Annotated in this window: 10 protein-coding genes; 8 read left to right on the top strand and 2 right to left on the bottom strand. The window is 67.9% G+C overall.

The annotated features are described in order from the left end of the window. Window positions 1-14: 14 nt before the first annotated feature. The gene (locus tag AC1DCT_RS07025) at window positions 15-4,718 is read left to right on the top strand and encodes an ExeM/NucH family extracellular endonuclease (RefSeq protein ID WP_477428216.1); all 4,704 of its coding nucleotides are present in this window, start codon (window positions 15-17) and stop codon (window positions 4,716-4,718) included. Between the two features lie 107 nt (window positions 4,719-4,825). Here the strand turns inward: AC1DCT_RS07025 and AC1DCT_RS07020 are convergent, their stop codons facing one another. Then, window positions 4,826-5,821: a LacI family DNA-binding transcriptional regulator gene (locus tag AC1DCT_RS07020; RefSeq protein ID WP_440733922.1), complete on the bottom strand. Its 996-nt coding sequence runs from the start codon at window positions 5,819-5,821 to the stop codon at window positions 4,826-4,828. A gap of 153 nt (window positions 5,822-5,974) precedes the next feature. On the opposite strand from AC1DCT_RS07020, the gene AC1DCT_RS07015 reads away from it, so the two are divergent. The 6 genes from AC1DCT_RS07015 to guaA all read left to right on the top strand — a co-directional run bounded on the left by AC1DCT_RS07015 (window position 5,975) and on the right by guaA (window position 12,445). Continuing rightward, window positions 5,975-7,261 carry an extracellular solute-binding protein gene (locus tag AC1DCT_RS07015; protein ID WP_477428214.1) on the top strand — a complete coding sequence of 429 codons (1,287 nt, stop codon included), beginning with the start codon at window positions 5,975-5,977 and terminating at the stop codon, window positions 7,259-7,261. Next, complete coding sequence (locus AC1DCT_RS07010) at window positions 7,258-8,178, top strand: carbohydrate ABC transporter permease (protein WP_477428212.1); 921 nt, start codon at window positions 7,258-7,260, stop codon at window positions 8,176-8,178. The genes AC1DCT_RS07015 and AC1DCT_RS07010 overlap by 4 nt, the downstream gene beginning before the upstream one ends. A gap of 2 nt (window positions 8,179-8,180) precedes the next feature. Beyond that, a complete protein-coding gene (locus tag AC1DCT_RS07005; RefSeq protein WP_441977726.1) occupies window positions 8,181-9,032 on the top strand; it encodes a carbohydrate ABC transporter permease in 852 nt (283 codons plus the stop codon). 40 nt (window positions 9,033-9,072) lie between these two features. Next, window positions 9,073-10,266 carry a glycoside hydrolase family 1 protein gene (locus AC1DCT_RS07000; RefSeq protein WP_477428210.1) on the top strand — a complete coding sequence of 398 codons (1,194 nt, stop codon included), beginning with the start codon at window positions 9,073-9,075 and terminating at the stop codon, window positions 10,264-10,266. 107 nt (window positions 10,267-10,373) lie between these two features. Next, window positions 10,374-10,862: a DUF3817 domain-containing protein gene (locus AC1DCT_RS06995; RefSeq protein ID WP_477428208.1), complete on the top strand. Its 489-nt coding sequence runs from the start codon at window positions 10,374-10,376 to the stop codon at window positions 10,860-10,862. A gap of 5 nt (window positions 10,863-10,867) precedes the next feature. Next, the gene (gene guaA, locus AC1DCT_RS06990; RefSeq protein ID WP_477428442.1) at window positions 10,868-12,445 is read left to right on the top strand and encodes a glutamine-hydrolyzing GMP synthase; all 1,578 of its coding nucleotides are present in this window, start codon (window positions 10,868-10,870) and stop codon (window positions 12,443-12,445) included. Window positions 12,446-12,681: 236 nt separating this feature from the next. Here the strand turns inward: guaA and AC1DCT_RS06985 are convergent, their stop codons facing one another. Continuing rightward, on the bottom strand, window positions 12,682-13,323 hold the full coding sequence (locus AC1DCT_RS06985) for a DNA alkylation repair protein (RefSeq protein ID WP_477428206.1): 642 nt from the start codon (window positions 13,321-13,323) through the stop codon (window positions 12,682-12,684). 117 nt (window positions 13,324-13,440) lie between these two features. Between AC1DCT_RS06985 and AC1DCT_RS06980 the strand changes: the two genes are divergently transcribed. Then, window positions 13,441-13,866: a YciI family protein gene (locus AC1DCT_RS06980; RefSeq protein WP_477428204.1), complete on the top strand. Its 426-nt coding sequence runs from the start codon at window positions 13,441-13,443 to the stop codon at window positions 13,864-13,866.

Here is a 13,866-nt window from a genome sequence, read left to right as displayed (position 1 = left end):
GAGGAGACAGCACCTTGACGAACGCCCCTGCCGACGAGAACCGCGCGGTTCCCGTCGTGAATCGCAGAAGGCGGGTGCGCCTGTGCGCGCTCGCCGTCACCACCATCAGCGCCGTCGGCGCCGGCGCCCTCGTGGCGCTCCCGGCCTTCGCCGACACCTCCGGAACCGGGGTGGTGATCAACGAGGCGTATCTGTCCGGCGGCAGCGCCGGCGCGGCGTTCACGAACAAGTTCGTGGAGCTCTACAACCCCACCGACGCGGCGATCGCGCTCGACGGCACCTCGATCCAGTACCGCTCGGCGACCGGAACCGGCGCCTCGAGCGGCGTCGTGCCACTCGTCGGATCCATCCCGGCGCACGGGTACTACCTGGTGCAGGGCGGCAGTAACGGCACCAATGGCGCCGCGCTGCCCGCGGCTGACGCGACCGGCGGCCTGAACCCCAGCGGCAGCTCCGGCACGCTCGCGCTGGTCAAGGGCGCGTCCGCGATCACCCTGCCGACCGGATCCGTCGCCGGCGGCACCGTCAGCCCCGACGTGATCGATCTGCTCGGCTACGGCACGTCCAACACGTTCGAGAGCGCCCCGGCCTCGGCTCCGGCCGGCAACACCGACGTGAAGTCGCTGAACCGCACGAACGGCGCCGACAGCGATGCCAACGGCACCGACTTCACCCTCTCGGCGAGCATCACGCCGACGAACACGAAGAACAACGGCACCGACCCGGGTCCCGACCCCGAGCCGACGCCGACCCCGACCCCGACGGACACCCCCGCTCCCGGTGCGGCGAAGGCCATCGCCGAGGTGCAGGGCACCGGCGACACCTCGCCGTTCGTCGACCAGACCGTCACCGTGCAGGGCGTCGTCACCGGCGACTACCGCACCGGCGGCTACAAGGGCGTCACGATCCAGACCGCCGGCACCGGTGGCGACGTCAAGACGGCAGGCGCCTCGGACGGCATCTTCGTCTACCTGAACGCGCTCGCCCCGTCCGTGGCGCGCGGCGACCTCGTCTCGGTGATGGGCAAGGTGTCGGAGTACTTCGGCCAGACGCAGATCACCCCGGCCACGGTGGGCGACATCTCCGTGGTGACGGCCGGCGCGGGCCTGCCGCAGCCGGTCGCGCTGCCCGACAGCGTGCGCGGCGCCGACCGTGAGGCGTACGAGAACATGCTTGTCGCGCCCACCGGTACGTACAAGCTCTCCTCCAGCCACCAGCTGTACAACTACGGCACGCTGTGGCTCAACGCCGGTGACAAGCTCAACGTCAAGGCGACCGAGCTCGCTCGCCCCGGTGCCGAAGCAGACGCGATCACCGCCGCCAACCGCGCGAACCGGATCCTGCTCGACGACGGCTGGTCGTCGCAGATCGGCAAGGGCGGACACACCGGCGGTCAGCCGTACTTCACGAAGGACACGGTCGTGCGCAACGGCGACACCGTGAGCTTCCCCGCCGAGGGCGAGGTCCTGCAGTACGGCTTCGACGACTGGCGGCTGCAGCCGGTGGTGCCGATCTCGGGTACGAGCGACGCCTCGCACAAGCCGACGTTCGGCAACGAGAACCCGCGCACGGACGCCCCGCCGGCGACCGGCGGCGACGTGAAGGTGGCGTCGTTCAACGTCTACAACTTCTTCACGACGCTCTCCAGCGAGAACGCCGACGCGCGTGGCGCGAAGACGGCGGCGCAGTTCCAGATCCAGCGCTCGAAGATCGTCTCGGCGATCAACGGACTGGGCGCCGACGTGGTCGGTCTCATGGAGGTCGAGAACGGGCCGAAGTTCGGACTCCCTCTCGACGCGCCGCTGCAGAACCTCGTGCAGGGGCTCAACGACGCGGCCGGATCCGATGTGTGGGACTACGTCCGCACGCCGCAGGCGCTGAACGACGCGTCCATCACCGACGCGATCACCACCGCGATCATCTACAAGAGGGCGTCCGTCACGCTCAAGGGCGATGCCTCGACCATCGTCGATGAGACCGTGTTCGGCAACGCGCGCGAGCCGATCGCGCAGACGTTCCAGACCGCCCAGGGTCGCGTGCTCTCGGTCGTCACGACGCACCTGAAGTCGAAGTCCCCGCCGCAGAATGCGGGACCGGAGCCGGCCGACGGCCAGGGCTTCTTCAACGCCGACCGCGTCGCGCAGGCCAAGGCCGAACTGGCCTTCGCGCAGAAGGTGCAGAACGACTCGGGCAGCGGCGACGTGTTCCTGGTCGGAGACTTCAACGCCTACGGCAAGGAGGATCCGATCGACGTGTTCACCCAGGCCGGTTGGACCGACGTCGAGCCGACGCACGCGGCGGGGCAGTACACCTACTCCTTCGACGGTGAGCTCGGATCCCTCGACCACGTGATCGCGTCGCCGTCCGCGGCGAAGGCCATCACCGGCGCCGGCGTGTGGAACATCAACTCGCCGGAGTGGAGCGACCGCGGCTACGCGTTCGCCGCCACCGAGGCGGGCACGCCGTACCGCTCCAGCGACCACGACCCGATCGTCGTCGGGCTCAAGGGCGCAGCGGATCCGGTCGACATCAACATCGCGACGATCAATGACTTCCACGGACGCATCGAGGCCGACGGCGCCGCCGCCGGTGCAGCGGTCGTGGCGGGCGCGGTCGAGCAGTTCCGCAAGCAGAACCCGAACACGATCTTCGCGGCTGCCGGTGACCTCATCGGCGCCTCCACGTTCACGTCGTTCATCCAGCAGGACAACCCCACGATCGACGCGCTGAACGCCGCCGGCCTCGACGTGAGCGCGGCCGGCAACCACGAGTTCGACCAGGGCTACGCCGACCTCCGCGACCGGGTCATCCCGCGTGCGGACTGGACGTACCTCAGCTCGAACGTGTTCCTCACCGCCGACGGCAAGCCGGCCCTCACCCCGGCGTGGGTGAAGGACGTGCAGGGCATCAAGGTGGGCTTCATCGGCGCGGTGACCGAGGATCTGCCGACCCTCGTCTCGCCGGACGGCATGAAGGGCCTCGAGGTGCGCGACATCGCCACCTCGGTGAACCAGGTGGCTGCCACGCTGAAGGACGGCGATGAGTCCAACGGCGAGGCCGATGTGATCATCCTGCTCGTGCACGAGGGCGCGACCACCACCGATGTGGCCAGCATCACGCCCGAGTCGCGTCTGGGCGAGATCGTGAAGGGCGTCGACAAGAGCGTGAACGCGATCGTCTCGGCGCACACGCACCTCGCATACAACCACGTGATCGACGGACGCCCGGTGGTCTCCGCCGGCCAGTACGGCGAGAACATGGGCCTGATGGACCTCAAGGTCGACCCCGCCACGAAGAAGCTGCTCTCGATCACCAACGAGATCAAGCCGCTCACCGTCAACAAGGTGCCGCAGTACCCGGCCGACCCCGCGGTGCAGGCGATCATCGACGCGGCGAAGAAGAAGGCGGACGAGCTGGGTGCTGTGAAGCTCGGCGACATCACCGCCGACTTCAACCGCGCACGGCAGAGCGACGGCAAGACGGAGAACCGCGGTGGCGAGTCCAGCCTGGGCAACTTCGTCGCCGACGTGCAGAAGTGGTCCACCGGAGCCGACTTCGCGGTGATGAACCCGGGTGGTCTGCGCGCCAACCTCACCTACGCGTCCAACGGCGCGGGGGATGCGGACGGCAGCGTCAGTTACCGGGAGGCGGCGACGGTGCAGCCGTTCGCCAACACCCTGATGACGGTGAAGCTCACCGGCGCCCAGGTGAAGCAGGTGCTCGAGCAGCAGTGGCAGCCCGCGGGTTCCGCGCGTCCGTTCCTCAAGGTCGGCGTCTCCAAGGAGCTGACCTACACGTACGACCCGGCCGCTGCGGCGGGGTCGCACATCACGGGCATCTTCGTGAACGGCGCACCGATCGATGCGGCCGCGACTTACACGGTGGGGGCCAACGCCTTCCTCGCGGCAGGCGGCGACGCGTTCACGGCGTTCCAGCAGGGCACCGGCAAGAAGGACACCGGCAAGGTGGACCTGCAGTCGATGGTCGACTGGTTCGCCGCGAACAAGACCGCGACCCCGGATCTCGCTCAGCGCGCGGTCGGTGCGGTGCTGTCCGCTCCGACGGATGCGGCCGGCTACAAGCCGGGAGAGAGCGTCACCCTGAACCTCACCTCGCTCGCGTTCACCGCGGGGGAGCAGGCTCCGGGCGGTGTCACGGTCTCGCTCGGCGGTTCGCCGCTCGCGACGTCCGCGGTCGATGGGGCCATGACGCTCGACGCGTACGACGAGGCGGGCAAGGCCACGCTGACGTTCGCGATCCCCGCGGGCCTCAACGGCGCGCAGACGCTGCACGTCGCGGTCGCCGGCACGGGCACCGTCGTCGACCTGCCGATCACGGTGGCAGGTCAGACCGGGCCGTTCCAGGGGACCGTCGAGGTCGCCGGCAACGGCAAGGTGCAGGCCGGCGGTCCGGTGGCGATCCGTGGGGCGAAGTTCACCCCGGGTCAGACCGTGACGCTGGAGTTGCGCGGCAAGAAGGGCGAGGTCGTCGCACTGGGTACGGCGGTGGTCGGTGTGGACGGTGCGTTCTCGGCGGCACCCGTCGTGCCGAAGAGCACGCAGCCCGGCAAGTACACCCTCGCGGTCGTGCAGGCCGACGGCAACCAGGCCACCGCAGCCGTGCAGGTCAGCCGCGGCAACGGCCACGGCGGCGTGCTCGAGGTGATCGGCGCGGTCTTCGGCTGGGTGTGGGATCTGCTGAAGTCCTTCTTCGGCTGATCCGCCACGGTGCGATCAACGGAGGCCGTCGGGTTCGCCCGGCGGCCTCCGTCGTCCGTGCTGCCCTACCGGCCCTGTCGGGTCGGTAGGGCGAGCCGGCCCCTCGGTCAGGCCTGATCTGTTCGAGGCGAGGCCGTCGAGGATCGTACGACCAGGGTCGTCGACAGCTCCGTGCGGGCTGCAGGGGTGCGGCCGAGTCGAAGCTGGACGAGTGCGTCCACGGCGGCAGCGCCCATCTGCGCTAGAGGCTGGCGGATGGTGGTCAGCGGCGGATCCGTCCAGCCCGCAGGCGGCAGATCATCGAAGCCGATCACCGAGATGTCGTCGGGGATGCGCAACCCCTGCTCGTGAAGGGCGTGGATCGCCCCGATCGCGGTGTCGTCGCTCGCGGCGAAGATCGCTGTGGGCGGCTGGGCGAGCGCCAGCAGGGTGTTCGTCGCGGCGAGTCCTTGATCCATGCCGTAATGCGCGCGAACGACGAGGTCGTCGTCGACGCGGAGCCCGGCCTGCAGCATCGCCGCCTGGAAGCCCGCAAGGCGCGCGATCGCGTTGTCCTGGTCGAGCGATCCCGTGATCGTGGCGATGCGCCGGTGACCGAGCGCCAGCAGATGCTGGGCGGCGTCGAAAGCGCCTTGGAAATTCGTGGCGGCGATCGACAGTGTGCCCTCGGGGGCCCGGTGCAGCGGATCCACCACGACGAGGGGGACGCCGGCCTCGGCAAGAGCGCGACGTGCGTCATCGCTCGGCACGGCGACGACGCTCAACAACCCGTCGGTGCCCCGGGCCAGCGCGTGCCGCACCCAGTCATCGCAGTCGTCGGGTGACGGCTCCACGGCGAGCACGACGTCCTTGCCGTGCGTTCGTGCGGCCTCGACCGCGCCGCGCACGACGGCCTCGGACCATGCTCCATCGAGGCTGACGACGCGGACATCCAGGAAACCCGTGGTCGCTCGGGGGCGGATCGCATAGCCGTGCCTTTCGAGCACCGCGGTGACGCGCTCCCGCGTGGCGAGGGCGACGTCGGGGCGCGAATTCAGGACCTTCGAGACGGTGGGAACGGAGACTCCGGCCTCCGAAGCGATCAAGTCGAGGTGGACTGCCATGGTTCCCTTCATCGGACTTTCCGAAAACACTATCGCACGCTCCGGCAGAAGAAAAGCGATTCTGGCAGTAGACGGATCGAGCTTTGCGCCCTAATATTTCGACAACAGCAGTCAAAATTTCGTAAAGACATGTCGAAACACGAAGGAGTGCGCATGCGAAGGTTGCGAGCCACCACGATCACGGCGATGGCGCTCGGCGCCGTCCTGATCCTCTCGGGATGCGGGCGCGGGGCGGCCGGCGAGGCCGGTGGGCAGGGGTCCGCCGGACCGGCCGCCGAGGGCAAGGCCGATGGCGTCGTCGAAGTCTGGACGGCCGGCGGCCACGCCGACAATCTCAAGCTTCTCGCGAAGCCGTGGCTGGAGGCGAATCCGCACGCCACCCTGAAGGTCACGGATGTGCCCTGGGATCAGGTGATCACGAAGGTCCAGACCGCGACGGCGGCGGGGAAGGGCCCGGACATCATCATGACCGGCAGCGATCAAACGGCCACCGCGATCGGCATGGGTGCCTTCGAGCGGGTGCCGGACGGCGTCTACGACACCAAGGACTTCTATCCGGCCGCGGTGGACTCGGTGACCGGCCAGGACGGTTCTTACGCGATGCCCTGGTACGTCGAGACCCGCTTCCTGTTCTATCGGAAGGACATCGCGGCCCAGCTCGGCCTGTCGGCGCCGAAGACCTGGGCGGACATCGAGACGATGGCTGCCGCTTTCAAGGCCCGCCCCGGAGGGACCTACGGCATCAGCCTGCCGCGACCGGTCGAGCAGCCCGCGCAGGTCATCGTGCCGTTCGACTCGCAGGCCGGAGGAAAACTGACGGACGGGAAGAAGTGGACCATCGACACGCCGGAGCTGATCTCGGCGCTGGACTTCTACGCCGGCTTCTTCGCGCGTCACGAGGCGCCTCTGGAGACGACCGACGCCACGTTCGAGAACGGCGGCACGCCGATGTTCATCTCGGGACCGTGGATGCTCGATGTCTTCTCGCAGGCGATCAAGACCGGCACAGCGCCAGCCGACTTCACCATGGACGCGGTCGGCTACACCGTGTTCCCGACCGGTCCCGGCGGCAACAACAACCAGTACATCGGCGGGGGCAACCTCGGCGTCTTCGCCTCGGCGAAGAACAAGGCGTCGGCATGGTCGCTGCTGTCGTGGATGGGGAAGAAGACGCAGCAGGAGGAATGGTTCGGCCTGCAGAAGGAGCTCCCCGCGAACATCGCCGCCGGTGAGATCCCGTCGATCCAGGACAATCCCGTGACGAAGGTGCTCATGCAGCAGATGAAGGACACCGTCGCGATGCCGAACTATCCGGCGTGGTCGCAGATCGCGGATCTCCTCGGCAAATACTCGGAGCAGGTCGCCAGCGGGCAGATCACGAGTGCGCAGGCCGCGAAGGAGATCCAGGCCAAGGCGGACGGGATCGGGCTCGGGTGGTGAACAGCACGCCGAAGCGGCCGGGGAAGACTTCTTCCCTGGCCGCGCAGCGCCGCCGCTCGGCGCTCATCGCGTGGATCTTCGTCGCGCCGTTCGTGCTGACGTTCGGTGTGTTCGGCATGATCCCGCTCGTGAGCTCGCTGGCGATGTCGTTCACCGACCTCAGGGCGCGCGACATCCGCAACCCGTTCAACGTCGATTTCGTCGGGTTCGCGAACTTCGTCACGGTCCTCACCGACGAGTCGTTCCTGCACGCGCTGCGCAACACGCTGTTGTTCGTCGTGATCGGGGTGCCCGCCACGACGTTCATCGCGTTGGTCCTCGCGGTCCTGCTGAACTCGCTGAGCCGCCGGGTGGCGACGTTCTTCCGCGTCGGCTACTACATGCCGGTGATCACCACGATCGTCGCCGTCGCGATCGTGTGGCGCCTGATGTACCAGGACACCGGGGTCATCAACACGATCCTCGGCTGGATCGGGATCAACGGACCGAACTGGCTGAGCGATCCGCACACGGCGCTCCTCGCCATCACGGTGATGGCGATCTGGCGGAACATCGGCGGATCGATGGTCATCTTCCTTGCGGGGCTGCAGAGCATCCCGTCGGAGATCAACGAGGCGGCGTCGATCGATGGGGCCGACGCCAGGCAGAAGTTCTTCCGGGTGACCATCCCGATGATGATGCCGACGATCCTCCTCAACACGATCCTCATCACCACCGGGTACATGCAGTTCTTCGACGAGCCGTTCGTGATGACGAACGGCGGCCCGCTGGACTCGACGACCTCGATCGCATTGCAGGTCTACAACCAGTTCAAATACGGGAACTATTCGGTCGGGGCAGCAGGCGCGTACGTCCTGTTCGTGCTCGTCGGCATCCTGGCGATCGTCCAGTTCCGCTTCTTTCGGCAGAGGACCTGACCATGACCGTTACGCGCACGCATCGGCCCCCGCTCCGCTGGGGCAATCTCCTGGTGATGATCGTCCTCTCGATCGGCCTCGCCGCCACGATCCTGCCGTTCGTGTGGATGGTGCTCGGAGCGTTCAAGACGAATGCCGAGATCATGGCACGACCGGTCACGTGGTGGCCCGAGCATCCGACGCTGGACAACTTCACGGCATGGCTCTTCGAGTTCGACATCGTCCGACCGTTCGTCAACTCGGTGATCCTGGCCGGCGCCACCGTCGCGACGACCCTGCTGTTCTCATCGATGGTCGGCTGGGCGCTGGCGAAGATGAGCTTCCCCGGGAAGAACGTGATCATCGTCGTGGTCCTGTCCACCATGTTCGTCCCCGGGATCGTCACCCTGATCCCGCAGTTCGTTCTGATCGCGAATCTGGGCATGGTGAACACCTATTGGGGGCTGATCCTCCCAGGCATGGTCGGAGCGTTCGGCGTCTTCCTGATGAGGCAGTTCATGCTCGAGATCCCCGACTCCCTGCTGGATGCCGCCCGGATCGACGGAGCAGGGGAGTTCAGGACGTTCTTCCAGATCGTCCTGCCGCTGTGCAAGGCGCCGCTGGCGACGCTCGCGATCTTCACGTTCATGGGGTCGTGGAACAGCTTCCTCTGGCCGCTGATCATCTCTCAGGACGATTCGATGTACACGCTCCCGGTATCGCTGGCGCTGTTCTCGTCGGATGCCGGCGGACACGGGACGGAGTTCGGACTGCAGATGGCCGGATCGTTCCTCATCGTGATCCCGGTGCTCGTGCTTTTCATCGCGATGCAGAAGCACTTCGTCCAGGGCATCGCCATGACCGGCATCAAATGACCGCACCTCTTCACAATCCATCCGAAGGGATCCACACCATATGACTGCATTCACCCCCGCGCCCGACCGATTCCTGTGGGGCGCCGCGACGGCGGCGCATCAGGTCGAGGGAGGCAACGTCAACACGGGGCACTGGGAGCTCGAGTACGCACCGGGGACCACTGTCCCGGAGCCGTCGGGCGACGCCTGCGATTCCTACCACCGCTTCCCCGAAGACATCGGGCTGCTGGCGGAAGCCGGACTCAATGCGTACCGGTTCTCGGTGGAGTGGGCACGCATCGAACCCGAGGAGGGGGTCGTGTCGCGTGCCCAGCTGGATCACTACCGACGCATGATCGACACGTGCCGAGATCGCGGCATCGACCCCGTCGTGACGCTGCATCACTTCACGTTCCCGCGCTGGTGGGAGCATGACGGCGGCTGGTACTCGGACCGCAGCACCGACAGGTTCCGCAGGTTCACCGAGATCTGCACGAGCGTCCTCGACGACGTGGACCGGGTGATCACGATCAACGAGCCGAACATGATGGTCAATCAGACCGAGGCTCGTATCGACACCGAGAACGGCGTCAACTTCCCCGGCCCCTCGCCGTACGTCGCCCGCGCGATCGCGGCCGCGCACCACGCGTCGACCGAGGTGCTGCGTGAGTTCGGCGGGGTGCGATCGGGGTGGTCCGTGGCGAACCAGGTGTTCCAAGCGGTACCGGGCTGGGAGGCGCAGCGCGACGAGTGGCAGTACTGGCGGGAGGACTTCTTCCTCGAGCAGGCCCGAGGAGACGACTTCATCGGCGTGCAGTCCTACTTGCGCACGATCATCGGGCCCACCGATGACGCGGACGGGTTCGGCCCGCAGCCCTGGCCCGAAGGCACGGAGCGGACGCTGACCGGGTGGGAGTACTACCCCGAGGCGCTGGGTCATGCGCTGAGGCACACCCGCGACGTGACCGGCGGCGTCCCGATGATGGTCACGGAGAACGGTATCGCCACCGCCGACGATCGCCGACGCATCCAGTACACGACGGGCGCGTTGTCGGCGATGGCCGAGGCGATGGCCGACGGGTGCGACGTCCGGGGCTACCTGCACTGGTCGCTTCTCGACAACTACGAGTGGGGCTCGTTCCATCCGACCTTCGGGCTGATCGCCGTGGATCGCGACACGTTCGCCCGCACCCCGAAGCCGAGCCTGTCCTGGCTCGGCGGGCTCGCTCAGCGCAACGTCATTCCGCGGGCCTAGCCGCTCGCCCGTTCGCCGGGATCGGGCGTCACCTCCGGCCGCTCGATCCCGGCCCGACCGCTCCTGGACCGGAATCGGGAGGAACATCCGGCGATTAGACTGGAGGCATGCCCGAACCGAAAGCCGCGAGCTTCCCGGCCATCCGCGGGGCGCTGAAGTTCTACCAGATCGCTTCCGTGATCACCGGCGTCATGCTCCTGCTCCTGGTCACGGAGATGATCCTCAAGTACACCCCCATCCATCTCGAGCTCTTCGCGGGCGGATCCGGCGGCTTCCTCTGGTTCGCCCCGGTCGTCGAGGGCGTGCACGGAGGGCTGGAGTCCACCGGCAACGGCCTGAACCTCTCGATGGGGATCCTGGTCGCGCACGGCTGGTTCTATGTCGTGTACCTGTTCGCGTGCTTCCGCGTGTGGAGCCTGATGCGCTGGCCGTTCCTGCGCTTCATCATGCTCGCGCTCGGCGGCGTCGTGCCGTTCCTCTCCTTCATCATGGAGACCCGTGTCGCCCGCGAGGTGAAGGCGTACCTCGTCCGCCGCGAAGCCGCCGTCGCCGACCAGTCCTCCCCGACCACTCCCGCCACGGAAGGTGCCCGTTGACCGACATCACTCCCGACACCGAGCAGCGTCCCGCCCTCGTCGTCGACTTCGGTGCGCAGTACGCGCAGCTGATCGCCCGCCGCGTGCGCGAGGCCGGCGTCTACAGCGAGATCGTGCCGCACACCGCGACCGCCGCTGAGATCGCGGCCAAGAACCCGGTCGCACTGATCCTCTCCGGCGGTCCGTCCTCGGTGTACGAGGAGGGCGCGCCCCAGCTCGACCCCGCCGTGTTCGAACTCGGCGTCCCGACCCTGGGCATCTGCTACGGCTTCCAGTACATGGCGCGCACGCTCGGCGGTGAGGTCGCGAACACGGGCCTGCGCGAGTACGGCGCGACCGACGCGATGATCCCGGTCAACGACTCCACCCTGCTGGGCGGTCAGCCCGCGGAGCAGAACGTGTGGATGAGTCACGGCGACCAGGTCGCCAAGGCGCCGGAGGGCTTCGAGGTCCTCGCCTCGACCGGGTCCACCAAGGTCGCCGCGTTCGCCGACGAGGAGCGCAAGCTCTACGGCGTGCAGTGGCACCCCGAGGTGAAGCACTCCGACCACGGTCAGGAGATCATCGAGAACTTCCTGCACAAGGGCGCGGGACTGCCTGCCGACTGGAACAGCGACAACGTCATCGCCGAGCAGGTCGAGCGCATCCGCGCCCAGGTCGGCGACGCCCGGGTGATCTCTGCGATGTCCGGCGGCGTCGACTCCGCCGTCTCGACCGCGCTCGTGCACAAGGCGATCGGCGACCAGCTCACCGCGGTGTTCGTCGACCACGGACTGCTGCGCAAGGGCGAGCGCGAGCAGGTCGAGCGCGATTACGTCGCCTCGACCGGCGTGCGCCTGATCACCGTCGACGCGGCCGACACCTTCCTCGGTCACCTCGCCGGCGTGACGGATCCGGAGACCAAGCGCAAGATCATCGGCCGCGAGTTCATCCGCACGTTCGAGCAGGTGCAGCGCGACCTCGTCGAGGAGGCCAAGGCCTCGGGGGAGAACGTCAAGTTCCTGGTGCAGGGCACGCTGTACCCCGACGTCGTCGAGTCCGGCGGCGGCGCGGGCACCGCGAACATCAAGTCGCACCACAACGTCGGGGGCCTCCCCGACGACCTCGACTTCGACCTGATCGAGCCGCTGCGCACCCTGTTCAAGGACGAGGTGCGCGCGATCGGCCGCGAGCTCGGGATCCCCGACGCGATCGTCGGCCGCCAGCCGTTCCCCGGCCCCGGCCTCGGGATCCGGATCATCGGCGAGGTCACCCGCGAGCGCCTGGACATCCTGCGCGAAGCCGACGCGATCGCCCGCGAGGAGCTCACTCTCGCCGGACTCGACCAGACCATCTGGCAGTGCCCGGTGGTACTGCTTGCGGACGTGCGCTCGGTCGGCGTGCAGGGCGACGGCCGCACCTACGGCCACCCGGTCGTGCTGCGCCCCGTCTCCAGCGAGGACGCGATGACCGCCGACTGGACCCGCCTGCCGTACGACGTGCTCGCGAAGATCTCGAACCGCATCACGAACGAGGTGCGCGAGATCAACCGCGTCGTGCTCGACGTGACGTCGAAGCCGCCGGCAACCATCGAGTGGGAGTGACGCAGGAGCTCCCGTTGAAACGTCGAGAGGGCGCGGGCTTCGGTCCGCGCCCTCTCCGCGTCTCGGCGTCTTCGCACCGCCGCTCACCGGTCCTTCTGCTCCTGATCGGGCCGTAGTTCCGTTCACTGGTCGCATATTGCGGGTTTGAGCGCGCCAATGTCGCAGTTTGCGACCAGCGAGCGAAGTAGGTGCAGCCTCGGCAGGTCAGCCCAGGTGCTTCAGCGCCTCGCGCCGGCTCAGCGGGGAGAGGTCGGGGTGCGCCTCACGAAAGCGCGGACCCAGTCCGGATCCGCCCGGGCGTGATCGCGCAGCGCCCAGCCGATCGCTTTGCGGATGAAGAACTCGTCCTCGCCGAGGTTGGCCTCGATCACGTCCGAGAGCAGGGCGTGATCGACGCGGTCCTTGCGCTGCAGCTGCGCGATGATCGCGGCGCGGCGGATCCAGAAGTCCTCGTCATCCGCCCACACGCGCAGTTCCACGGTCAGTTCGACCGGATGCGTGTCGAGGAGATCGGCGAGGCGGTGCGCGACCTCGTCGACGTGATCCCACCAGGCGCCGGAGCGGATCATCTCCTCGTGCACGTCCAGCAGATCCAGCCGCCCGCGCAGCGGCCGCAGCGCCATCAGCGCCTGCGCCGCATAGCGCTCCTCGCGGTGCTCGGCTCCGCGCCACAGATCGAGCGCCGCTTCGCGCAGCTCGTCCGCATCCGTGACGCCCCGCGCGGCCTCCCGGCTGAGGCGACGCACGTCGGGCACCCGCACCCCGAGGAACGGCATGGCCGACTTCATGTAGGCCTGCTGACCGGGGGCGAGGGCCGGATCCGCTGCGTCGCGGAGGGCCTCCCGGACGGCGGCTGCGAGCGGAGAAGAGGACGTCACATCCGGAGTCTAGAAAATCTTCGAAGAATCTTCGACGGAGTGTCGATCCGGCGTCTTCTCGTTCGACGTCCTGAATGAGAGGGTCGAGACACGACCCCCGAAGAGGAGACAGAGATCATGAAGTTCATGCTGATCATGCGCGCGGACGACCAGGGTGTGCGGGCGTACCAGGACATGCCGTTCGAAGAGGTCATCGCGGCGATGGGCCGGTACAACGAGTCGATGATCAAGGCGGGCGTGCTGCTCGCAGGCGAGGGCCTCACCGACGCCGCCGAGGGCTTCGTGGTGGACTTCTCGGGCGAGACGCCGCTGGTGACGGACGGCCCCTACGGCGAGACGAAGGAGCTGTTCAACGGCTTCTGGATCATCGAGGTGTCCACCCGCGAGGAGGCGGCGGAATGGGCCAAGCGTGCTCCGCTGACCCCCGGCGCCTACCTCGAGGTGCGCCGCGTCACCGAGATGGAGGACTTCCCGGCCGACAACGAGTGGATCCAGAAGGAGGCCGGCTGGCGCGAGGAGGCGGCCGCCCGCGCGGCCGAGTGA

Source organism: Microbacterium sp. 10L49 (assembly GCF_056395125.1).
This window is presented reverse-complemented; position numbering and strand designations above follow the sequence as displayed.

Excerpts from the sequence above, each read along its gene's own strand:
- AC1DCT_RS06980 (WP_477428204.1), top strand. The coding sequence starts at position 13,441 with ATGAAGTTCATGCTGATCATGCGCGCGGACGACCAGGGTGTGCGGGCG.
- AC1DCT_RS07015 (WP_477428214.1), top strand. The coding sequence starts at position 5,975 with ATGCGAAGGTTGCGAGCCACCACGATCACGGCGATGGCGCTCGGCGCC.
- AC1DCT_RS07000 (WP_477428210.1), top strand. The coding sequence starts at position 9,073 with ATGACTGCATTCACCCCCGCGCCCGACCGATTCCTGTGGGGCGCCGCG.
- AC1DCT_RS07005 (WP_441977726.1), top strand. The coding sequence starts at position 8,181 with ATGACCGTTACGCGCACGCATCGGCCCCCGCTCCGCTGGGGCAATCTC.
- AC1DCT_RS07020 (WP_440733922.1), bottom strand. The coding sequence starts at position 5,821 with ATGGCAGTCCACCTCGACTTGATCGCTTCGGAGGCCGGAGTCTCCGTT.
- AC1DCT_RS06995 (WP_477428208.1), top strand. The coding sequence starts at position 10,374 with ATGCCCGAACCGAAAGCCGCGAGCTTCCCGGCCATCCGCGGGGCGCTG.